Source organism: Streptomyces sp. NPDC051217 (assembly GCF_044455465.1).
Lineage (GTDB): Bacteria > Actinomycetota > Actinomycetes > Streptomycetales > Streptomycetaceae > Streptomyces.
The window spans coordinates 107981-130030 of sequence record NZ_JBITEV010000013.1 but is presented as its reverse complement, the minus strand read 5'-3'; the positions used below and the strand labels follow the sequence as shown (position 1 = coordinate 130030).

20 protein-coding genes are annotated in these 22050 nt (G+C 68.9%); 11 read left to right on the top strand and 9 right to left on the bottom strand.

Features of this window, described 5'->3' with window-relative positions; all coding sequences use genetic code 11:
* The first annotated feature begins 119 nt into the window (after positions 1 to 119).
* From ACIBBB_RS26595 to trxA, 5 genes are all read left to right on the top strand, one after another.
* A complete protein-coding gene (locus ACIBBB_RS26595) occupies positions 120 to 1913 on the top strand; it encodes a protein kinase family protein (protein ID WP_398986178.1) in 1794 nt (597 codons plus the stop codon).
* A gap of 30 nt (positions 1914 to 1943) precedes the next feature.
* Positions 1944 to 2693: an RNA polymerase sigma factor SigM gene (sigM, locus tag ACIBBB_RS26590; RefSeq protein ID WP_398986176.1), complete on the top strand. Its 750-nt coding sequence runs from the start codon at positions 1944 to 1946 to the stop codon at positions 2691 to 2693.
* Positions 2690 to 3688, top strand: a complete 999-nt coding sequence (locus ACIBBB_RS26585; protein WP_398986174.1) for a hypothetical protein — start codon at positions 2690 to 2692, stop codon at positions 3686 to 3688. Before sigM ends, ACIBBB_RS26585 begins: the two co-directional genes overlap by 4 nt.
* 124 nt (positions 3689 to 3812) lie before the next feature.
* On the top strand, positions 3813 to 4787 hold the full coding sequence (gene trxB / locus ACIBBB_RS26580) for a thioredoxin-disulfide reductase (RefSeq protein ID WP_398986172.1): 975 nt from the start codon (positions 3813 to 3815) through the stop codon (positions 4785 to 4787).
* A 43-nt stretch (positions 4788 to 4830) separates the two neighbouring features.
* On the top strand, positions 4831 to 5160 hold the full coding sequence (gene trxA, locus ACIBBB_RS26575; RefSeq protein WP_398986170.1) for a thioredoxin: 330 nt from the start codon (positions 4831 to 4833) through the stop codon (positions 5158 to 5160).
* A gap of 122 nt (positions 5161 to 5282) precedes the next feature.
* Here the strand turns inward: trxA and ACIBBB_RS26570 are convergent, their stop codons facing one another.
* The 9 genes from ACIBBB_RS26570 to rpmH all read right to left on the bottom strand — a co-directional run bounded on the left by ACIBBB_RS26570 (position 5283) and on the right by rpmH (position 12269).
* A complete protein-coding gene (locus tag ACIBBB_RS26570) occupies positions 5283 to 5900 on the bottom strand; it encodes a GNAT family N-acetyltransferase (RefSeq protein WP_398986168.1) in 618 nt (205 codons plus the stop codon).
* Between the two features lie 305 nt (positions 5901 to 6205).
* The gene (locus tag ACIBBB_RS26565; RefSeq protein WP_398986166.1) at positions 6206 to 7366 is read right to left on the bottom strand and encodes a ParB/RepB/Spo0J family partition protein; all 1161 of its coding nucleotides are present in this window, start codon (positions 7364 to 7366) and stop codon (positions 6206 to 6208) included.
* Entirely contained in the window at positions 7363 to 8439 is a 1077-nt protein-coding gene (locus ACIBBB_RS26560; protein WP_079127908.1) for a ParA family protein, read from the bottom strand. Before ACIBBB_RS26560 ends, ACIBBB_RS26565 begins: the two co-directional genes overlap by 4 nt.
* A gap of 275 nt (positions 8440 to 8714) precedes the next feature.
* Positions 8715 to 9431: a 16S rRNA (guanine(527)-N(7))-methyltransferase RsmG gene (gene rsmG / locus ACIBBB_RS26555; RefSeq protein ID WP_398986163.1), complete on the bottom strand. Its 717-nt coding sequence runs from the start codon at positions 9429 to 9431 to the stop codon at positions 8715 to 8717.
* Positions 9432 to 9541: 110 nt separating this feature from the next.
* Complete coding sequence (locus ACIBBB_RS26550; RefSeq protein WP_189106265.1) at positions 9542 to 10054, bottom strand: R3H domain-containing nucleic acid-binding protein; 513 nt, start codon at positions 10052 to 10054, stop codon at positions 9542 to 9544.
* A gap of 50 nt (positions 10055 to 10104) precedes the next feature.
* Complete coding sequence (gene yidC, locus ACIBBB_RS26545; protein WP_398986161.1) at positions 10105 to 11376, bottom strand: membrane protein insertase YidC; 1272 nt, start codon at positions 11374 to 11376, stop codon at positions 10105 to 10107.
* A 3-nt stretch (positions 11377 to 11379) separates the two neighbouring features.
* Entirely contained in the window at positions 11380 to 11745 is a 366-nt protein-coding gene (gene yidD / locus ACIBBB_RS26540; RefSeq protein ID WP_398986158.1) for a membrane protein insertion efficiency factor YidD, read from the bottom strand.
* Positions 11742 to 12113 carry a ribonuclease P protein component gene (gene rnpA, locus ACIBBB_RS26535; protein WP_398986156.1) on the bottom strand — a complete coding sequence of 124 codons (372 nt, stop codon included), beginning with the start codon at positions 12111 to 12113 and terminating at the stop codon, positions 11742 to 11744. Before rnpA ends, yidD begins: the two co-directional genes overlap by 4 nt.
* Before the next feature lie 18 nt (positions 12114 to 12131).
* On the bottom strand, positions 12132 to 12269 hold the full coding sequence (gene rpmH / locus ACIBBB_RS26530; RefSeq protein ID WP_014047156.1) for a 50S ribosomal protein L34: 138 nt from the start codon (positions 12267 to 12269) through the stop codon (positions 12132 to 12134).
* 360 nt (positions 12270 to 12629) lie between these two features.
* On the opposite strand from rpmH, the gene dnaA reads away from it, so the two are divergent.
* The 6 genes from dnaA to gyrB all read left to right on the top strand — a co-directional run bounded on the left by dnaA (position 12630) and on the right by gyrB (position 22035).
* Positions 12630 to 14447: a chromosomal replication initiator protein DnaA gene (gene dnaA / locus ACIBBB_RS26525; protein ID WP_398986153.1), complete on the top strand. Its 1818-nt coding sequence runs from the start codon at positions 12630 to 12632 to the stop codon at positions 14445 to 14447.
* 876 nt (positions 14448 to 15323) lie between these two features.
* Positions 15324 to 16454 (top strand): DNA polymerase III subunit beta, encoded by a 1131-nt coding sequence (gene dnaN, locus ACIBBB_RS26520; protein WP_189106438.1) that lies wholly within the window; start codon positions 15324 to 15326, stop codon positions 16452 to 16454.
* A 166-nt stretch (positions 16455 to 16620) separates the two neighbouring features.
* The gene (gene gnd / locus ACIBBB_RS26515) at positions 16621 to 17574 is read left to right on the top strand and encodes a phosphogluconate dehydrogenase (NAD(+)-dependent, decarboxylating) (RefSeq protein ID WP_398986151.1); all 954 of its coding nucleotides are present in this window, start codon (positions 16621 to 16623) and stop codon (positions 17572 to 17574) included.
* Positions 17575 to 17625: 51 nt separating this feature from the next.
* Positions 17626 to 18783: a DNA replication/repair protein RecF gene (gene recF, locus ACIBBB_RS26510; RefSeq protein ID WP_398986149.1), complete on the top strand. Its 1158-nt coding sequence runs from the start codon at positions 17626 to 17628 to the stop codon at positions 18781 to 18783.
* The gene (locus ACIBBB_RS26505) at positions 18780 to 19352 is read left to right on the top strand and encodes a DUF721 domain-containing protein (RefSeq protein ID WP_398986146.1); all 573 of its coding nucleotides are present in this window, start codon (positions 18780 to 18782) and stop codon (positions 19350 to 19352) included. The genes recF and ACIBBB_RS26505 overlap by 4 nt, the downstream gene beginning before the upstream one ends.
* A gap of 604 nt (positions 19353 to 19956) precedes the next feature.
* Complete coding sequence (gene gyrB / locus ACIBBB_RS26500) at positions 19957 to 22035, top strand: DNA topoisomerase (ATP-hydrolyzing) subunit B (RefSeq protein ID WP_398986144.1); 2079 nt, start codon at positions 19957 to 19959, stop codon at positions 22033 to 22035.
* Positions 22036 to 22050: the final 15 nt, after the last annotated feature.

Sequence of the window (22050 nt, the reverse complement as noted above, 5' to 3'; positions counted from 1 at the left end):
CTCGCGACGGCCGAGCACAACCATCGTCGGCCGCCGTGTGTCGTGCATAGCGTCCAACTGTGGGCACAATTGGCGTGGCTGTTGGACAGTGCGCAACGGATGGGGAGGCAGGAGCGACGGTGGCGGAACGGAGCACGGCTGCCGTCGAGGTGGCCGACAACAGCGGTGACGAACCGCCGGCCGCCCAGGCGGACGAGGCCACCACCGACGGGGTGGCGAAAGCCCAGAAGACAGAGGACGGCGAGGCCGCGGAGTCCGGATCCGAGGAATCGGCGGGATCCGCGGCCGAGAAGCCGGCGAAGTCCGGGTCCGGCGACTCGGGCGGGCCGGACGACGGAAAGCGCCAGGAGGCCCGGCAGGCCGTGACGGCACCCGAACTCCACAGCGGCCACAAGCTCGCCGGGCGCTACCGGCTCGAAGAGTGCGTCACCCGTCTGGACGGATTCAGCAGCTGGCGTGCGGTCGACGAGAAGCTGCGCCGCGCCGTCGGCGTGCACCTCCTGCCCGCCGACCACCCGAGGGCCCGCTCCGTACTGGCGGCGGCCCGCTCCTCCGCGCTCCTCGGCGACCCGCGCTTCGTCCAGGTCCTCGACGCCGTCGAGGAGAACGACCTCGTCTACGTCGTCCACGAATGGCTGCCCGACGCCACGGAACTCACCGCGATCCTCGCCGCGGGCCCCATGGAGGCCCACGACGCCTACCAGCTCGTCAGCCAGGTGTCCCAAGCGATGGCGGCCGCGCACCGCGAGGGCCTGGCCCATCTGAAGCTGACGCCCAGCGCCGTACTGCGCAGCTCCACCGGCCAGTACCGGATCCGGGGCCTCGCCGTGAACGCCGCCCTGCGCGGCATCAGCGCCGAACGCCCCCAGCGCGCCGACACCGAGGCGATCGGCGCGCTCCTGTACGCGGCGCTGACACAGCGCTGGCCGTACGAGACGGACGCGTACGGCCTCGCGGGGCTGCCCAAGGGCGTCGGGCTGATCGCCCCCGACCAGGTGCGGGCCGGGGTGCACCGCGGTCTGTCCGAGCTCGCCATGCGCGCGCTCGTCAACGAGGGCGCCACCGCCTCGCGCCAGGACCCGCCCTGCACCACGCCTGACGAACTCGCCAAGGCCGTCGCAGAGATGCCGCGCGTCCGGCCCCCGGAGCCCACGTTCGCCGCGCCGCCCGAGTACCAGCGCACGACCTACCAGCAGGGCTCGTACGCCCGCCCCGCCATCCGTCCGGTCGGGCAGCCCCCCGCCCAGCCCGTGCCCGTCCCGCCGCCGCCCCTCCAGAGCCGCACGGGCAAGGCACTGAAGTGGACGGTCTCCGCGCTCCTCATCGCCGCGCTGGGGCTCGCCAGTTGGCAGGTCGCCGACCACATGCTCAACCGCGGCAGCGCCGAGGACACGACCCAGTCCCAGTCGGCGGACGGCAATCAGGAGAAGCCCGAGCCGCGGAACCCGAAGGATCTGAAGATCGACGAAACCTCGGTGTTCGCCCCGGACGGTGACGGCGTGCAGGCCCAGGACGTCCATCTCGCCACCGACGGCGACACGGATACGGCCTGGATCACCGGGACCTACCAGGGCTACGCGAACTACGGCAACCTGCCCAATCGCCGGGGCGGCAGTGGAATAGTCGTCGATCTCGGCAGCGTGCAGGACGTGTACGGCGTCGACGTCGCCATGTACCGCGCCGGCCAGAAGGCCCAGGTCCTCGCCGCGGACAAGGACGCCTCAGCCCCGGCGGCCCTGTCGGACTTCTCCCGGCGCATCACCGAACTGGGGCAGACCGGCAGCAATCTGAAAGCCACCCTGGACAAGCCCGTCAGAACCAGGTACGTACTGATCCACATCACGGAACTCGCCCCGGCCGCCTCGGCGAACGAGTTCCGCGGCGGAATCTCGGAGATCAAGGTCATAGGCTGACCCTGCGGACCAGGGGGAGGGGGCTCACCGTTGGAAGACGCCACACTCACCGGCGTGAACGACCAGGACCTCCTGGCACGGCACGTCGAGGGGGATCCCGACGCCTTCGGTGAGCTCGTACGACGCCATCGCGACCGCCTCTGGGCAGTGGCGCTGCGCACGCTCGGGGACCGCGAGGAAGCCGCCGACGCCGTGCAGGACGCGCTCGTGTCCGCCTTCCGCGGCGCCCACACCTTCCGCGGCCAGTCCGCCGTCACGACCTGGCTGCACCGCATCACCGTCAACGCCTGTCTCGACCGGGCGAGGAAAGCCGCCTCCCGCAAGACGTCTCCCGTGGACGACACGGATCGTCTGGAGCAGCTCCTCGAACCGCACGAGTCGGCCGAGGCCCCCGCCGAGCGCCAGGACCTCCACCGCCAGCTTCTCGTCGCTCTCGCCAAGCTGCCCGCCGATCAGCGGGCCGCCCTGGTCCTCGTCGACATGCAAGGGTATCCCGTGGCCGAGGCCGCGCAAGTGCTCGACGTACCCGTCGGCACGATAAAGAGCCGCTGCGCGCGGGGCAGAGCCAGACTCCTGCCGATGCTCGCCCATCTGCGGGAGAGCGGCGGCGGCACCGGCGAGAGAGGCGGTCTGGGACCCCAAAGGAACCGGACGCCGGGGACATCCGTCCCATCGGAGCCGGGACCACAGAACAGAGGCCCGGACGAGGGACCAGACACCGGACCAGACGCGGGACCACAAGGTCCTGCCGCCGTGAAGGGAGGAGGTGGGCGCGCGTGACAACCACGACCGGCACGACCGAGCACCCGGACGTCTCGGAGATCTCCGACCTCACGGAGGGCCTGCTCTCCCCCACGCGGAGCGTCGAGGTACGCGCACACCTCGACAGCTGCTCGCTCTGCGCCGATGTGTACGAGTCGCTGGAGGAGATCCGGGGACTGCTGGGCTCGCTGCCCGGCCCGCCTCGTATGCCCGCCGACGTGGCCGCCCGGGTCGACGCCGCTCTGGCCGCCGAGGCGCTGCTGAACGCGACCGCACCGGATGGGTCGGCGGCGGACGCGACCGCCGATGTTTCACGTGAAACATCGCGCACCACCGACACCGACGCTCCGGACGCGTCCGAGCCCGAGCGCACGCCCGCGCTCGTCACCCCCGGTGCCACGGCGGCCGGCGCAACAGTCCCCGACGCTCCACGGGCGGACCGCCCGGCCGGCCACTCACGCGCGGCCACCGGCCCCGGCCGCGCCCGGCAGCCGCGCCGCCGTCGCGGTGCGATCCTCGGCGCCGTCTTCGGAACAGCGGCGATCGGTGTCAGCGTTCTGCTGTTCCAGACGATCCAGACGTCGTCCCGGAGCGACGACGCGACCTCCTTCAAGACCGACGCGGGATCGAGCCAGGCCGACGGCGGCGATCACGCGTTCTCCGGCACCGGCATCCGCGACAGGGTCGACTCGCTGCTCGCGTCCACACCCGCCACCGGCGAGCCGCGCCTCGCCGAAAGCGGGGATTCCACCAGGAACGCGCCCACCACACCGGCATCGCCCAAGCTGGTGGCCCAGTTGCCGCCCTGTATCCAGCAGGGAACAGGACGCTCCGACACTCCGCTGGCCGCCGAGAGAGGCACGTACGAGGGCACCGACGCCTTCCTCGTCGTCCTGTCGGACCCCACCGACGGGGGCCTGGTGAGGGCCTACGTCGTCGACGCCGCGTGCCTCGATGTCATCCCGCCCACCAAGGGTGAACTTCTCCTCACGCAGACCTACCCTCGCCGCTGAAACCGCACGGCGCCGCCGGGACCTCGCGGGAATGCGAGGCCCGTAGGATCCGTTGGGTGGGGTGAGAGTCCTGAAACGCCCCGTTGGCAGTAGCAGGCAGTCTGCAGAGACGAGGAAGAAACCCGTGAGCGACGTCCGTAATGTGATCATCATCGGCTCTGGTCCGGCCGGGTACACAGCCGCGCTCTACACCGCACGCGCCTCGCTGCGTCCTCTCGTGTTCGAGGGGGCTGTCACCGCGGGCGGCGCGCTGATGAACACCACCGATGTGGAGAACTTCCCCGGCTTCCGCGACGGCATCATGGGCCCGGACCTGATGGACAACATGCGGGCCCAGGCGGAGCGGTTCGGCGCCGAGCTCGTCCCGGACGACATCATCACGGTCGACCTCACCGGAGAGATCAAGACGGTCACCGACACGGCGGGCACCGTACACCGGGCGAAGGCCGTGATCGTCACGACCGGCTCGCAGCACCGCAAGCTCGGGCTGCCCCGTGAGGACGCCCTCTCCGGACGCGGCGTCTCCTGGTGTGCCACCTGTGACGGGTTCTTCTTCAAGGACCAGGACATCGCGGTCGTCGGCGGCGGCGACACGGCGATGGAGGAGGCGACCTTCCTCTCCCGGTTCGCCAAGTCGGTCACGATCGTCCACCGCCGTGACACCCTGCGGGCCTCCAAGGCCATGCAGGACCGGGCCTTCGCCGACCCGAAGATCCGGTTCGCCTGGGACAGCGCGGTCGAGGAGATCCACGGCGAGCAGAAGCTCTCCGGTCTGACCCTGCGCAACACCAAGACCGGTGAGACGTCGGAGCTGCCCGCGACCGGGCTGTTCATCGCCGTGGGCCACGACCCCCGCACCGAGCTCTTCAAGGGCCAGCTCGACCTCGACGACGAGGGTTACCTCCGAGTGGAGGCGCCCTCGACGCGCACCAACCTCACAGGTGTCTTCGCCGCCGGCGACGTCGTCGATCACACCTACCGCCAGGCGATCACCGCCGCGGGCACCGGTTGTTCCGCGGCCCTCGACGCCGAGCGCTTCCTCTCCGCGCTCGGTGACCGCGAGAAGGCCGCCGAGCCGGAGAAGACCGCTTCCGTCTGACCAGCAGTACCGACCCACACCCCACGAAGTTAAGGAGGCCGCCGTGGCCGGCGACCTGAAGCACGTGACCGACGACTCGTTCGACGAGGACGTCCTCAAGAGCGACAAGCCCGTACTGGTGGACTTCTGGGCCGCCTGGTGCGGACCGTGCCGCCAGATCGCTCCGTCGCTCGAAGCGATCGCGGCCGAGCACGGAGACAAGATCGAGGTCGTCAAGCTCAACATCGACGAGAACCCGGCCACGGCAGCCAGGTACGGCGTCATGTCCATCCCGACGCTGAACGTCTACCAGAACGGCGAGGTCGCCAAGACCATCGTCGGCGCCAAGCCCAAGGCCGCCATCGTGCGCGACCTGGAGAGCTTCATCGCCTAAAGGCACGGCGCGCACCACGCACCACGCGCGATGTTTCACGTGAAACAGGCCCGCCCCCCTCTGAGAGGGGGGCGGGCCTGTTCGTTTCCGGGCCTGTTCGTCTCTCAGTCGCGACGCCGTCCTCAGAGCGGCCTGAGTGCGGGGTCCTTCTTGACCGCACCCAGCAGCCTGTCCAGCGCGTGCTCGACGTCTTCCTTCCAGGAGAGCGTCGTCCGTAGATCGAGCCTCAGCCGCGGGTGGGTGGGATGCGTTCGTACGGTCTTGAACCCCACGGCCAGCAGATGGTCCGCCGGCAGCACACAGGCGGGTTCCTTCCAGCGCGCGTCCCCAAACGCCTCGATCGCCTTGAACTCCCGCCGCAGCAGATCCTTCGCGACGGTCTGCACCATCACCCTGCCCAGCCCCTGCCCCCGATAGCCCGGCATGATCCAGCCGGTCATCAGCTGTACGGCGTCGGGGGAGACCGGACTCGTCGGGAAAGCCGTGGCGCGGGGGACATACGCCGGAGGCGCGTACAGGACGAAGCCGACGGGCACGTCGTCCACATAAGCCAGCCGCCCGCACGACCCCCACTCCAGCAGGACGGCCGAGATCCAGGCTTCCTTCTCCTCGCGGGCCCTGTCGGCTCTTATCGCCGCTTCTCCCCTGACCGGATCAAGCTCCCAGAAGACGCACTCCCTGCATCGCTGGGGGAGATCGGGAAGGTTGTCCAGCGTGAGCGGTACGAGCCGACGCCCCATCGAGGCCGTTCCTCACTTTCTACGCCTGCCGCGTCACGAGCCGCGGTCAGCGCGCTGTGCTCCCGAATCAGGCTGCCGACGAAGCCGCCCACGATCCCCAGGCCGAGTCCAGCTGACACCAGTTGGCTGCGGCTCACCAATTGCATGGCCCCGCCCTTCCTCTGAGGTGGATCAAGGTGGATGCGCCATACCAGAACGCATCGTATCCACCCAGAGCCGCGTCGCACACCGGGGGACGGCAAAGGGCGGGCCGTGTCCCGGTACGCGTCGGGCAAGGCCCGCCCTGATGGCGGTGTGCGGAGGCGTCAGTTCTCGTCGGGCTCCAGGCCGTTCGACCGGTCCGGGCCGTTCGACCGCTCGGAGCCTTCGATGCCCTCGGCGTCGTCCGCTTCCTCGTCGGCGAGTCCCCGCTCCAGGACCCGTCCCTCACCGGGAGCGAGAGTGCCGAGAATGCGCTCCAGATCGACCAGCGAGGCAAACTCGACGGTGATCTTCCCCTTCTTCTGACCGAGGTCGACCTTCACACGGGTCTCGAAGCGGTCCGACAGCCGGGAAGCGAGATCGTTGAGCGCGGGCGACGGCAGGGCGCCGGCCCTGGGACCCTTCGCCCGAGGCGCGTTCTTCGGCCGTGAGCCCATCAGGGTCACGATCTCCTCGACGGCACGTACGGAGAGCCCCTCGGCCACGATGCGATGGGCCAGCCGGTCCTGCTCGTCGGAGTCGTCCACCGAGAGCAGCGCCCTGGCGTGCCCGGCCGACAGGACTCCCGCGGCGACCCTGCGCTGAACGGGCAGGGAGAGCCGCAGCAGCCGCAGCGTGTTGGAGACCTGAGGACGAGAACGCCCGATCCGGTCGGCCAGTTGATCGTGCGTGCAGTGGAAGTCCTTGAGCAACTGGTCGTAGGCCGCGGCCTCTTCCAGCGGGTTCAGCTGTGCGCGGTGCAGGTTCTCCAGCAGCGCGTCCAACAGCAGCTTCTCGTCCTCGGTGGCGCGGACGATCGCAGGAATGCGCTCCAGGCCCGCTTCCCGACAGGCCCGCCAGCGCCGCTCGCCCATGATGAGCTCGAAGCGCTCCGGCCCCAACTGCCGTACGACGATGGGCTGGAGGAGACCGACCTCCTTGATGGAGGTGACCAGCTCGGCGAGCGCGTCCTCGTCGAACACCTCACGGGGCTGCCGCGGGTTGGGGGTGATGTAGTCCATCGGTACTTCGGCGAAGTACACGCCCTCCGGCGCGGTCACCTCGGCCGAGGCCGGCGTGTCCTGTGCGGGAATCTCCGCCGTCGCCGGCGCGGGCGCCTGCGGCAGCGTCGTCACCTTGGCCGCCGCGACACCCCGCTCCGCCGTCAGGACGGGTGTCTGTCCCGAGGAGGCCGCCTCCCCGGAAGAGGCTCCCTGCTTCTCCTGCGGAGCAGCGGGGATCAGCGCATTGAGCCCACGCCCCAAACCTCTACGTCGGTCGCTCACTGCGTCCCCTCCGAAATGCTCTGCTGACTGTTGCCGATCGCGTGGGCGTGCTTGACGTCGTAGCTCATGCCGACCCCACGCAGGGCGATTTCACGAGCGGCTTCGAGGTATGACAGGGAGCCGCTGGAACCCGGATCATAAGTCAGTACCGTCTGCCCGTAGCTCGGGGCCTCCGAGATACGTACCGACCGCGGGATGCTCGTCCGCAGCACCTCCTCACCGAAGTGGCTGCGGACCTCGTCGGCCACCTGGGAGGCGAGCCGGGTCCTGCCGTCGTACATGGTGAGCAGGATCGTGGAGACGTGCAGCGTGGGGTTCAGATGCGCCCGCACCAGGTCCACGTTCCGGATCAACTGCCCCAGTCCTTCGAGCGCGTAGTACTCGCACTGGATCGGGATCAGCACCTCGGCGCCGGCGACCAGCGCGTTCACGGTCAACAGGCCCAGCGACGGAGGGCAGTCGATCAGGATGTAGTCGAGCGGCTGCTCGTACGCCTCGATCGCCCGCTGAAGCCGGCTCTCCCGCGCGACCAGCGACACCAGCTCGATCTCCGCACCGGCGAGGTCGATCGTGGCGGGCGCGCAGAAGAGACCCTCGACGTCCACGACGGGCTGGACCACCTCGGAGAGCGGCTTGCTCTCCACCAAGACGTCATAGATCGAGGGGACTTCGGCGTGGTGGTCGATCCCGAGCGCCGTGGAGGCGTTGCCCTGGGGATCGAGGTCGACCACGAGGACACGCGCACCGTGGAGGGCGAGCGAGGCGGCAAGGTTGACCGTGGTGGTGGTTTTCCCGACGCCGCCCTTCTGGTTGGCGACGACCATGACCCGCGTCTGCTCCGGGCGTGGCAGGCCTTCACCGGCGCGGCCCAGTGCCTCCACGGCCAGCTGGGCAGCACGACCGATGGGGGTGTCGTCCATCGGGGGCGGTGATGTTTCACGTGAAACATCGCCGCCCGACGACTCGGAACGGGGGCCGGGGACCGGATCGGTCATCGGTCCCGCGATATTGGCGTCGGACCGCAAGGATTCACTCTCCTCGACTTCAGGCTCGCAATGAGGAGAGCCTGCCATGCTTTCGGGGTCCCGAACCAGCGAGGCCCGTGGTTCTGTGGATGAATCCGTATCTGTGGCCAACCCGGTACCCCTTACGAGGGGTTTCTTGCCCCGCGGTGTGGAAGCGGCGCGGCCTCTATCGATAATGCCCTGCAGCAGTGAGCGACGTTTCACGTGAAACACGATGCACTTGCCCGGGGGCTAGACCGTCACGACACTCCGCAGTGGATGTTCATGGCTCCTTCGATGGAGCATCACCAGCGGAGATCACTCACCGCCCGCCCCAGGCGGCCCTAACGACGGCGGCGGACCCGGTCCGCTCGGGCCGCCTTGGCGCGCTTCGTGGCGAACCTCACCCCACCGGGACTCTCCCCGACCTCCGCGCGGACCACGGTGGCCGGCGGATCCACCAGCCCCTCACCGACCCGCAGCACCGAGGAATCGATCACCCCGAGCTTGCTCAGTGCCGACCGGGCATTCTTCAGCTCCTCCTCGGCCGTATCGCCCTTGAGCGCCAGCATCTCTCCGTACGGGCGCAGCAGGGGTACGCCCCAGCCGGCCAGCCGGTCCAGCGGCGCCACCGCTCGCGCCGTCACCACATGGACGGGCTGGAGCGACCCGAGCACTTCCTCGGCCCGCCCCCGTACGACCGTCACATGGTCCAGACCCAGCAGCTCGACGACCTCCTGAAGGAAGTTCGTCCGCCGCAGCAGCGGCTCCAGCAGCGTGATCCGCAGATCAGGCCGTACCAGCGCCAGCGGGATCCCCGGCAGCCCGGCGCCCGAGCCGACGTCACAGACGCTCACGCCCTCGGGTACGACCTCCGAGAGCACCGCGCAGTTCATCAGGTGCCGCTCCCAGAGCCGCGGCACCTCACGCGGCCCGATGAGACCGCGGGTGACCCCCGCGTCGGCGAGGAGCTCCGCGTACCGGACAGCCGCCGGGAAGGAGTCCCCGAACACCGTCCTCGCCTCGTCCGGCGCAGCGGGAAGCTCTTCTGACCCCGTCACGAGAACCGTCCTTCCGTACAGAACCACCAGACCGTGGCTCACAGTCACTGTCAGGCTGACAAAGTTCGGCCCCGTCTGGGATCAGACGGGGCCGAGAACCGGGAGACCGCTCAGGCGGGGAGCACAACGACGAAGCGCTGCGGCTCCTCGCCCTCGGACTCGCTGCGCAGTCCGGCCGCCGCGACGGCGTCGTGCACGACCTTGCGCTCGAAGGGCGTCATCGGGTTCAGCTTCACCGGCTCACCGGTGCTCTTCACCTCGTCGGCCGTCCTGGCGCCCAGCTCGGCGAGCTCCGTGCGCTTCTTCGCCCGGAAGCCCCCGATGTCCAGCATCAGCCGGCTGCGGTCACCGGTCTCCCGGTGCACCGCCAGCCGCGTCAGCTCCTGGAGCGCTTCGAGCACCTCGCCGTCCCGCCCGACGAGCTTCTGCAGATCACGGCCGCTCACATCGCTGATGATCGAAACCGCGGCCCGGTCGGCCTCGACGTCCATGTCGATGTCGCCGTCGAGGTCGGCGATGTCGAGCAGACCCTCGAGATAGTCGGCCGCGATCTCGCCTTCCTGCTCAAGGCGGGTGAGGGTGTCGCTGCCCTCGGTGGCGGCGGAGATGGTGCCTTCCGACACGGATGGACTCCTTCTTACTACGGCTGGCTAGGGGCTACGGGGGCGTGCGCTTACTTCTTGCTCGGGTGCTTGGGCCGCTGCTGCCCCTTGCGCGGCCCGGCCTTGGCCCGTGCTGCACCATTGCCGGTCTTGCCCGGTGGCCTGGGCTTGCTGTCCTGCGGCTCGTCCTTCTTCTGCAGCGACGTCTTGGGCGGCTCGTCGGTGGCGTCGGAAGGCTTGGCGCCCGAGGTCTTGGACGGAGCCTGCTGACCGCCGCCGGCCTGCCGCTTCGACTTGGGCTGGCGCTTGGGCTGCTGCCGCTTCGTCGCCTGCGACTCGCCCTCGGGCAGGGCCTCACCCTTGATCACCGTGCCGTCCGCCTGCGCGACCAGACCGGTCTTCGAAAGGCTGGTGATGAACTTACGCTCATTGTCGTTGCGGTCGGGCCCCTTGGCCACGATCGCCGAGACGATGTTGCGCCTGCGCTTCGAGCGGACCTCGCTGTGCGTGGAGATGTTCTTGAGCAGACGCTCCAGGTACTGGTCCTGAGCCTTGCTGCCCGGAGTCGGGTTCTGGTTGATCACGTACATCTGCTGGCCCATGGTCCACACGTTGGTGGTCAGCCAGTAGACGAGGACACCGACGGGGAAGTTGACGCCCATCACCATGAAGATCACCGGGAAGATGTACATCAGCATCTTCTGCTGCTGCATGTACGGCGTCTTGACCGTGAGGTCGACGTTCTTCGTCATCAGCTGGCGCTGCGTGTAGAACTGCGACGCCGACATCATCACGATCATGATCGCGGTGACGATACGTACGGAGGTCAGCGACGCGTCCAGGGACGCGACCTTCGCGGTGCTGTCCGTGAACTTGGCGGCCAGCGGGGCACCGAAGATGTGCGCCTGGCGCGCGCTGTCCAGCAGCCCCTGGTTGATGACACCGATCGTCTTGCCCGAGGCGATGCTGGAGAGCACGTGGTAGAGCGCGAAGAAGAACGGTGACTGCGCCAGGATGGGAAGACACGAGGAGAGCGGGTTGGTACCCGTCTCCTTGTACAGCTTCATCATCTCTTCGGACTGACGCTGCTTGTCGTTCTTGTAGCGCTCCTGGATGGCCTTCATCTTGGGCTGAAGGACCTGCATGTTCCGGGTCGACTTGATCTGCTTGACGAACAGCGGGATCAGACAGATCCGGATGAGGATCACCAGGGACACGATGGACAGTCCCCAGGCCAGACCCGTATCCGGGCCGAAGATCGCCCCGTACACCGTGTGGAACTGCACGATGACCCACGAGACTGGCGTGGTGATGAAACTGAAGAAACTGGCAATCGTGTCCACTAATCAAGCTCCTTGAGCATTGGACGAGGTCTCTGCGGCCGGACTCGGGGTTTCGGGGGCCGAGGCCGAACCCCCGGAAGGCACGCCGGCGGCGGATTGCCCGCCCTTGGTGCCGCGCCACGCGTTGCGCAGCAGTTCATGCCACCGCGGACGCTTGCGTGGCGGAACATGGTCCACACCGCCCGGCGACCACGGGTTGCACCGCAGAATGCGCCAGGCCGTCAGACCGATGCCCTTGATCGCGCCATGGCGGTCGATGGCCGTGTAGCCGTAGTGGGAACACGACGGGTAGTACCGGCAGACGGGCCCGAGCAAAGGGCTGATCGTCCACTGGTACAGCTTGATCAGAGCCAGTAGCGGGTACTTCATCGCGCGCCCCCTCCCAGCAGCCGCTCAAGGGCGGCATCCAGGTCTCGGGCCAGCTGTGCATGGTCGGCGTCGCCCGCACCGGGCAGCGCACGTACGACAACCAGGCTACCGGGGGCCAGCCGGGACAGCCGATCCCGTATGAGGTGACGAAGTCTGCGCTTCACCCGCGTCCGTACGACGGCCCCGCCCACGGCTTTGCTTACGACGAAACCCGCCCGCGTCGGGGGATCGCTCTCCCCCGGCGCGTGCGGGCCCGTAGTACCGCTACGTAGATGTACGACAAGAAGCGGGCGTCCGGCCCGGCGTCCCCGGCGTACCGCGGTCGCGAAATCCTCGCGCCGCCTCAGCCGATTCTCGGTAGGCAGCACGTCATAACCTGGTGGCGATCAGGCGGACAGGTTGGCGCGACCCTTGCCACGGCGGTTCGCGAGAATCGCGCGACCGGCGCGGGTGCGCATACGGAGCCGGAAGCCGTGGGTCTTGGCACGACGACGGTTGTTCGGCTGGAAGGTGCGCTTGCTCACTCGAGGGCTCCAGAAATGATGATTGGAAGGGCGGGACATCGCCTGGCTGTCACCGTGCGCCCACGAGTAGCTCGCGACAACGCCCGAGTGCACCGCTTCACAACCACAGATCGTGATCCTTGCCCATCGGAGGCAGGCGGCAGCAGCCATCGACAACTCGACCTGGTCACGGTACGCGCGGCTACGCCATACGGTCAAACCAGCCAGCTGCCACGTTCCATTATGCACAGCCTGTGGACAACAACTTGAACCGCGTGGGTGCCCTGACTACCGTGGCCGAACTCCGGATTCTTTTCCGCCGGTCTTCCCACCCCGTCCCGAGAACCACATATTCGTGGGACCTGCGAGAGAGCGTGCCCTGTGGCTGACGTACCTGCCGATCTTGCCGCAGTGTGGCCACGAGTGCTGGAGCAGCTCCTCAGGGAGGGCCAGCAGGGAGTCGAGCCCAAGGACAAACAGTGGATCGAGCGCTGCCAGCCGCTCGCCCTGGTCGCCGACACCGCACTTTTGGCCGTGCCCAACGAGTGGGGCAAGCGCGTGCTCGAAGGCCGCCTCGCCCCGCTCATCAGCGAGACCCTGAGCCGCGAGTGCGGCCGGCCGATCCGGATCGCGATCACCGTCGACGACTCGGCCGGCGACCCCCTCCCGCTGCCGCAGCAGCAGAACCGCTACCAGAACGCGCAGCACGACGACGGCCGCGACCCGCACGCTCCGCGCCACGACGACATGCGCCACGACGACATGCGGCCGGACGACTCCCGGCACGACGACATGCGCCCCGAGGGCGGGTACCGCCCTTACGGCCGCCGCTCCTCCGACGACGACGGCATGCCGACGGCACGCCCCGCGTACCCCGACTACCAGCAGCAGCGCCCCGACCCCGGCTCCTGGCCCCGCACACAGGAGGACCTCTCCTGGCAGCAGCAGCGGCTCGGTTTCCAGGACCGTGACCCGTACGCGAGCGGAAGACCGCAGCAGCCGCAGCACGACTACCGGCCGCCGCAGTCACCGGAGGGCCGGCCCTACGACCAGCAGCGCCCGGAGCGGCACGACCTGGACCCGCAGCAGTCGCGGCACGGCGGCCGGGGCGGGGCGACCGGGCCGCTCGGCGCGCAGGCCTCGCCGCCGCCGGGACCGGGGGAGCCGCACGCGCGCCTCAACCCCAAGTACCTCTTCGACACCTTCGTCATCGGAGCGTCCAACCGGTTCGCGCACGCGGCGGCCGTCGCCGTCGCGGAGGCGCCGGCCAAGGCGTACAACCCGCTCTTCATCTACGGCGAGTCCGGACTCGGCAAGACGCACCTGCTGCACGCCATCGGGCACTACGCGCGCAGCCTCTATCCCGGTACGCGGGTGCGGTACGTGAGCTCGGAGGAGTTCACCAACGAGTTCATCAACTCCATCCGCGACGGCAAGGGCGACACCTTCCGCAAGCGGTACCGGGACGTCGACATCCTGCTCGTCGACGACATCCAGTTCCTGGCGAGCAAGGAGTCGACGCAGGAGGAGTTCTTCCACACCTTCAACACGCTCCACAACGCGAACAAGCAGATCGTGCTGTCCTCGGACCGGCCGCCGAAGCAGCTGATCACGCTGGAGGACCGGCTGCGCAACCGCTTCGAGTGGGGCCTGACGACCGATGTGCAGCCGCCGGAGCTGGAGACGCGGATCGCGATCCTCCGTAAGAAAGCTGTGCAGGAGCAGCTGAACGCACCGCCCGAGGTGCTGGAATTCATCGCCTCGCGGATCTCGCGCAACATCCGCGAGCTGGAGGGCGCGCTGATCCGGGTGACGGCGTTCGCCTCGCTCAACCGGCAGCCGGTGGATCTCGGGCTGACCGAGATCGTGCTCAAGGACCTCATCCCCGGGGGCGAGGACCTGGCCCCCGACATCACCGCGGGCGCCATCATGGCGGCGACGGCCGACTACTTCGGGCTGACCGTGGAGGACCTCTGCGGCTCGTCGCGCAGCCGGGTGCTGGTGACCGCGCGGCAGATCGCGATGTACCTCTGCCGTGAGCTGACGGATCTGTCGCTTCCCAAGATCGGCGCGCAGTTCGGCAATCGCGACCACACGACGGTGATGCACGCCGACCGGAAGATCCGCGCGCTGATGGCCGAGCGGCGCTCGATCTACAACCAGGTCACCGAACTCACCAACCGCATCAAGAACGGCTGACCGAGCCGGCGGCCGGTTCCAGGGCGCCCCGGGACACCTCCCGGGGCGCCCTTCGTCATGTCCGGAGGCCCACCGGTACATGACACACGCTCAACCGCTGTTCGAATAAGGGTCGCCGCGGGTGGCTTCTCCACAGAAAGCGGCCCGATCTCCCGTCCACACCCTGGGGATCGATAAGTTGTCCAGACTGCGTCCACAGGCCGGCCGACCGGAAGTGGATCATGCCAGGTCAGACCCCTGGGGATTTGTGGCCAACTTTTCTCCACAGCCTGTGGACAGTTTTTTCGCCCAGGGGCACCGAGCCCGGTTGTCCACCGGCGGCCCACAGGCGACGGGCCGTTGCCCACAGCTTCGGCCCGCTTCTCCACATCGCTGTCCACTGTTCGGCAACAGAACACGACTGTTCACCGAGTCGAGTGAAAGGCGTCACACCGAGGTTGCCTCGGGGCCTGTGGGGAACGTCGGAAAAGCTGGGGACGACCCTGGGGAGAAGTCGGGGTGCCCTGTGCACCGGTTGTGCAGAACTTTCGGCCGTCCACAGAACGACGGGGTTGTCCACCGACGGCGCCCACAGGACCGGTGGACAAAAAAGTGGGCTTGACCTGCGAAAACGACGTTATCCACGGAATCCACAGGCCCTACTACTACTAACACCTAGAGTTACCTGGGAATCCGCTTCGAAGTGGGTGCTGTGCACAACTCGGCGTCGGACCGCCTCCGCCCGGTTGTCGCGACTTGACCCCGAGCAGCACCGAGTGTCGGTGCCGTACGTCAGACTGTTCCCCGGCAACCTCACCCTGCCCACGGCGGAGTGAGCCCATGCCGAGGACGAAGAAGGCCGGCAGGACGAGTCAGCAACAGCAGGAGGCGGTTCCGGTGAAGATCCGGGTGGAGCGCGATGTACTGGCGGAGGCGGTGGCCTGGGTGGCCCGTAGCCTCCCGGCCCGTCCGCCGGCGCCCGTTCTTGCGGGCCTTCTGCTGAAGGCCGAGGAAGGCGCGCTGAGCTTCTCCAGCTTCGACTACGAGGTCTCGGCCCGGGTCTCGGTGGACGCCGAGGTCGAGGAGGACGGCACCGTCCTCGTCTCCGGCCGGCTGCTCGCCGACATCTGCCGCGCCCTCCCCAACCGGCCGGTGGAGATTTCCACAGACGGTGTACGGGCGACGGTGGTCTGTGGCTCCTCGCGGTTCACCCTGCACACACTGCCTGTGGACGAGTACCCGGCACTGCCGCAGATGCCGACCGCCACCGGCACCGTCCCCGGTGAGGTCTTCGCCTCCGCCGCCGCCCAGGTGGCCATCGCGGCGGGCCGTGACGACACGCTCCCGGTGCTCACCGGCGTACGGATCGAGATCGAGGGAGACACGGTCACCCTCGCCTCGACCGACCGCTACCGCTTCGCCGTCCGCGACTTCCTGTGGAAGCCGGAGGTCTCCGACATCTCCGCGGTCGCCCTGGTGCCCGCCAAGACGCTGCTGGACACCGCCAAGGCCCTCACCAGCGGCGACACGGTCACCCTGGCGCTCTCCGGCTCCGGTGCGGGCGAGGGGCTGATCGGCTTCGAGGGCGCGGGCCGGCGGACGACCACCCGGCTCCTGGAGGGCGACCTCCCGAAGTACCGCACGCTGTTCCCGACGGAGTTCAACTCGATCGCGGTGATCGAGACCGCGCCGTTCGTCGAGGCCGTCAAGCGCGTGGCGCTGGTCGCCGAGCGCAACACCCCCGTGCGGCTCAGCTTCGAGCAGGGTGTGCTCATCCTCGAAGCCGGTTCCAGCGACGACGCACAGGCTGTGGAGAGGGTCGACGCGAAGCTCGACGGCGACGACATCTCGATCGCGTTCAACCCGACGTTCCTGCTCGACGGCCTCAGCGCGATCGACTCGCCCGTCGCGCAGCTCTCGTTCACGACCTCCACCAAGCCGGCGCTCCTCAGTGGGAAGCCGGCGCTGGATGCCGAGGCCGACGACGCGTACAAGTACCTGATCATGCCGGTCCGGCTGTCGGGCTGACCGCTCCTCCGCCGGGCGGTCGGGTGTCACCACCGCGGCCGGGGCGGTGAGGTGTCGCCGGGCCGCCCCACCAGGCCCGGCGTAGGCTCGGGCCGGGGCCCCGCGGCACTGTCGCCGTCCGCCCCGCGCCTGAACGACTGTCGGCTCAACGCTTAAGGAACCACTGATGGAGCTCGGTCTCGTCGGCCTCGGCAAGATGGGCGGCAACATGCGCGAGCGCATTCGCCGCGCAGGCCACACCGTCATCGGATATGACCGGAACGCGGACGTCGCGGACGTCCACAGCCTCGAAGAGCTGGTGAGCAAGCTCAAGGGCCCCCGGGTCGTCTGGGTGATGGTCCCCTCGGGTGCGGCGACGCAGTCGACCATCGACGAGCTGGCGGAGCTGCTGTCCCCCGGCGACGTGGTCGTGGACGGTGGCAACTCGCGCTGGTCGGACGACGAGAAGCACGCGGTGGAGCTCGGCATCAAGGGCGTCGGCTTCGTCGACTGCGGTGTCTCGGGCGGCGTCTGGGGCCTCCAGAACGGCTACGCGCTGATGTACGGCGGCAAGGCGGAGAACGTCGCGAAGGTCCAGCCGATCTTCGACGCCCTCAAGCCCGCGGGCGACAAGGGCGCGGTCCACGCGGGCAAGGTCGGTGCCGGCCACTTCGCGAAGATGGTCCACAACGGCATCGAGTACGCGATGATGCAGGCCTACGCCGAAGGCTGGGAACTGCTGGAGAAGGTCGACTCGGTCACCGACGTACGCGAGATCTTCCGTTCCTGGCAGGACGGCACGGTCATCCGTTCCTGGCTGCTGGACCTGGCGGTCAACGCGCTCGACGGCGACGAGCACCTGGACGCGCTGCGAGGCTACGCCGACGACTCCGGCGAGGGCCGGTGGACGGTCGAGGCGGCCATCGACAACGCGGTGCCGCTGCCCGCGATCACGGCGTCGCTGTTCGCCCGGTTCGCGTCGCGGCAGGACGACTCGCCGCAGATGAAGATGGTCGCCGCGCTGCGCAACCAGTTCGGTGGCCACGCGGTCGAGCAGGCGGACGAGAGCACGCCGGGCAAGCCCGGCAAGCCCGGCAAGCCCAAGCCGACCGGTCCCAAGGGTCCCAAGAACAAGAAGTAGTCCTTCGCCCTCGCGGGCGGCGCGGAGAACCGGGGAGGTCGGGTCACGTCCATGCACGTCACGCATCTCTCGCTGGCCGACTTCCGTTCGTACGCCCGGATCGAGGTGCCGCTCGATCCGGGCGTCACCGCGTTCGTGGGGGCCAACGGGCAGGGGAAGACCAATCTGGTCGAGGCGGTCGGCTATCTCGCCTCGCTCGGCAGCCACCGGGTCTCCTCGGACACCCCGCTGGTGCGCATGGGCGCCGAGCGCGCGGTGATCCGGGCCGCCGTCACGCAGGGGGAGCGCTCGCAGCTGGTCGAGCTCGAACTCAATCCGGGGCGCGCGAACAGAGCCAGGATCAACAGGTCTTCGCAGGTCAGGCCGCGCGATGTGCTGGGGATAGTGCGGACGGTGCTGTTCGCGCCGGAGGATCTGGCGCTGGTGAAGGGCGATCCCGGTGAGCGTCGGCGCTTCCTCGACGAGCTGATCACGGCGCGCTCCCCGCGTATGGCGGGTGTGCGCTCGGACTACGACCGGGTGCTCAAGCAGCGCAACACCCTGCTGAAGTCGGCGGCGATGGCGCGGCGGCACGGCGGGCGCGGGATGGATCTGTCCACGCTGGACGTGTGGGACCAGCATCTGGCCCAGGTGGGCGCGGAGTTGCTGGCGCAGCGGCTGGATCTGATCGAGACGCTGCAGCCGCTGACGGACAAGGCGTACGAGCAGCTGGCGCCCGGCGGTGGGCCGGTGGCGCTGGAGTACCGCTCCTCGTCCGCCGGCTCCGAGGGTGCCGCTTCCGGCGGGACGGGCGCCGAGGTGCCGCGTTCGCGCGAGGAGCTGTACGCCCAGCTCATGGCCGCGCTGGCGGGGACACGTAAGCAGGAGATCGAACGGGGGGTCACGCTGGTGGGTCCGCACCGGGACGAACTGCTGCTGAAACTGGGCCAGTTGCCGGCCAAGGGGTACGCGAGCCACGGCGAGTCCTGGTCGTACGCGCTGGCGCTGCGGCTGGCCTCGTACGACCTGCTGCGCGCCGAGGGCAACGAGCCGGTGCTGGTCCTCGACGACGTCTTCGCGGAACTGGACGCGCGGCGCCGGGAGCGGCTGGCGGAGCTGGTGGCGCCCGGCGAGCAGGTGCTGGTCACGGCGGCGGTGGACGACGATGTGCCGGGCATCCTGGCGGGGGTGCGGTTCACGGTGGCCGATGGCGCGGTGGAGCGGGCATGAGCGGCCCGGAGAGGAGCGGGGGGCCGTCGGAGTCGGCCGCGCCGGCGCCCGTCGAGGCATCGGGCGTGGAGGCGTCGGGCGTCGACCTGGCGCGGGTCGCGCTGCGGGCGGCGAAGGAGCAGGCACGGGCCCGTGGCGCCGCGGCCCAGCAGAAGAAGCAGGCCAGACGGGGCGGCGGTCTGCGGTCGGGCTCGGGGGCCGACGGCCGTGATCCGCTGTCGCTGGGCGCCGCGATCAACCGGCTGATCACCGAGCGCGGCTGGGAGACGCCCGCCGCGGTGGGCGGGGTGATGGGCCGCTGGCCGCAGATCGTGGGCGACGACCTGGCCAATCACTGTGTGCCGGAGCGGTACGAGGAGGACGAGCGGATCCTGACGGTGATCTGCGACTCGACGGCCTGGGCGACACAGTTGCGGCTGCTGGCTCCCCGGCTGGTGGCCCGGCTGAACGAGGACCTGGGACACGGCACGGTGAAGGTGATCAAGGTGCGCGGCCCGGCCGGTCCGCCGCGGCGCTTCGGCGGGCTGCGGGCGCCGGGCAGCAAGGGCCCGGGGGACACGTACGGCTGAGCGGGGAGGCCCTTCGCGCAGGTATCCCGGAGGCGCACGCCGGTACGGGGCCGCTCGGTAGCCGCCCGGCCACGCTCCGTACGTCGCCGCGCGCCCCCACCCCGAACCTTCCGGAAGCCCTGGGCGCGCTCTCCCGCCGCCTCCCCGTACGGCTGACGGGGGCGCCTCGCGGTTGACCGCGGCGCCGCGCGGACCTGCTTCGACGGGCCATCAGGAGGGCCGCGAGGGCCCCAACAGCCCCTCGGCGGGCGTCACTTCACACCAGTTCCCCGGCGTCGCTCGGCGGTACCGGGGAGACCGCTGTGACCTCGTCGTACGCCTGCGCAGTGTGAGCTGTCCCTCACGGTAGCCGGAGGTTGACAGCCCGAAGCGCTCAAAGCCCGCGTGAGCCTCTTGGAGCCCCTGCCCGAATATGGGGAGTCGGCAGCCGCCGGTTCAGGGCGGCACATGCGGACTCAGGTACCGGCAAACCCCCACTCGGGTCGCCGCTACCGGTAGACTGATGGAGAATCCCGCCCCGTCGGCGGGACTCGCCTACCAAGACTGACAAACACTGTCGCAAGCCGAACGACGCAGCCGCTCCCGCCTGTCCGGAGAACGGCCTGTGCTGTGCCAGAAAGGGCGCTTCGTGGCCGATTCCGGCAACCCCAACGAGAAGACTCCGTCCGTAGCCACTGGTGAGAACGGCGAGGTCACGGCCTCGTACAACGCCAGTGCCATCACGGTGCTGGAGGGCCTGGACGCGGTCCGCAAGCGTCCCGGCATGTACATCGGCTCGACCGGTGAACGTGGCCTTCATCACCTGGTGACCGAGGTCGTCGACAACTCCGTCGACGAGGCCCTGGCCGGGCACGCGGACACCATCGACGTCACGATCCTCGCCGACGGCGGGGTACGTGTGGTCGACAACGGCCGTGGCATCCCCGTGGGCATCGTCCCGTCCGAGGGCAAACCGGCCGTCGAGGTCGTGCTGACGGTGCTGCACGCGGGCGGAAAGTTCGGCGGTGGCGGCTACTCCGTCTCCGGCGGTCTGCACGGCGTGGGTGTCTCCGTCGTGAACGCGCTGTCGACGAAGGTCGCCGTCGAGGTCAAGACTGACGGCTACCGCTGGACGCAGGACTACAAGCTCGGGGTGCCGACGGCGCCGCTGGCGCGCAACGAGGCGACGGACGAGACGGGCACGACGGTCACCTTCTGGGCGGACCCCGACGTCTTCGAGACGACGGAGTACTCCTTCGAGACGCTGTCCCGCCGCTTCCAGGAGATGGCCTTCCTCAACAAGGGCCTGACCCTGAAGCTGACCGACGAGCGCGAGTCGGCGAAGGCCGTCGTGGGCGCCGACGTCGCGGGCACGGACTCGGCCGAGAAGCCCGGCGAGGAGCCGGCCCGCAGCGTCACGTACTACTACGAAGGCGGCATCGTCGACTTCGTGAAGTACCTGAACTCCCGCAAGGGCGAGCTGATCCACCCCACGGTCATCGACATCGATGCCGAGGACAAGGAGCGGATGCTCTCGGTGGAGATCGCGATGCAGTGGAACTCGCAGTACAGCGAGGGGGTGTACTCCTTCGCGAACACGATCCACACGCATGAGGGCGGTACGCACGAGGAGGGCTTCCGCGCGGCGATGACCGGCCTGGTCAACCGCTACGCGCGCGAGAAGAAGTTCCTGCGCGAGAAGGACGACAACCTGGCGGGCGAGGACATCCGCGAGGGTCTGACGGCGATCATCTCGGTCAAGCTGGGCGAGCCCCAGTTCGAGGGCCAGACGAAGACCAAGCTCGGCAACACGGAGGCGAAGACCTTCGTACAGAAGATCGTGCACGAGCACCTGACCGACTGGTTCGACCGGCATCCCAATGAGGCGGCCGACATCATCCGTAAGTCGATCCAGGCCGCCACGGCCCGGGTCGCGGCCCGTAAGGCGCGGGATCTGACCCGTCGCAAGGGTCTGCTGGAGTCGGCGTCGCTGCCCGGCAAGCTGAGCGACTGCCAGTCGAACGACCCGTCCAAGTGCGAGATCTTCATCGTCGAGGGCGACTCGGCCGGCGGCAGCGCGAAGTCCGGCCGTAACCCGCAGTATCAGGCCATTCTTCCGATCCGCGGAAAGATCCTGAACGTCGAGAAGGCACGGATCGACAAGATCCTCCAGAACACCGAGGTGCAGGCGCTGATCTCGGCGTTCGGCACCGGTGTGCACGAGGACTTCGACATCGAGAAGCTCCGCTATCACAAGATCATTCTGATGGCGGACGCCGACGTCGACGGCCAGCACATCAACACGCTGCTGCTGACGTTCCTCTTCCGCTTCATGCGCCCGCTGGTCGAGGCCGGACACGTCTATCTCTCCCGTCCCCCGCTGTACAAGATCAAGTGGGGCCGGGACGACTTCGAGTACGCGTACTCGGACCGGGAGCGCGACGCCCTGGTCGAGCTGGGGAAGCAGAACGGCAAGCGGATCAAGGAAGACTCGATCCAGCGCTTCAAGGGCCTCGGCGAGATGAACGCCGAGGAGCTGCGCATCACGACGATGGACATCGACCACCGCGTGCTCGGCCAGGTCACGCTCGACGACGCGGCGCAGGCCGACGACCTGTTCTCGGTGCTGATGGGTGAGGACGTCGAGGCACGGCGCTCGTTCATCCAGCGCAACGCCAAGGACGTCCGCTTCCTCGACATCTGAGTCGGTCTCCCGCTG

Coding starts and splice junctions, on each gene's coding strand:
- ACIBBB_RS26570 (WP_398986168.1), bottom strand. CDS start 5,900: ATGGGGCGTCGGCTCGTACCGCTCACGCTGGACAACCTTCCCGATCTC.
- ACIBBB_RS26560 (WP_079127908.1), bottom strand. CDS start 8,439: ATGGCAGGCTCTCCTCATTGCGAGCCTGAAGTCGAGGAGAGTGAATCC.
- yidD (WP_398986158.1), bottom strand. CDS start 11,745: ATGAAGTACCCGCTACTGGCTCTGATCAAGCTGTACCAGTGGACGATC.
- gnd (WP_398986151.1), top strand. CDS start 16,621: ATGGAGCTCGGTCTCGTCGGCCTCGGCAAGATGGGCGGCAACATGCGC.
- recF (WP_398986149.1), top strand. CDS start 17,626: ATGCACGTCACGCATCTCTCGCTGGCCGACTTCCGTTCGTACGCCCGG.
- ACIBBB_RS26505 (WP_398986146.1), top strand. CDS start 18,780: ATGAGCGGCCCGGAGAGGAGCGGGGGGCCGTCGGAGTCGGCCGCGCCG.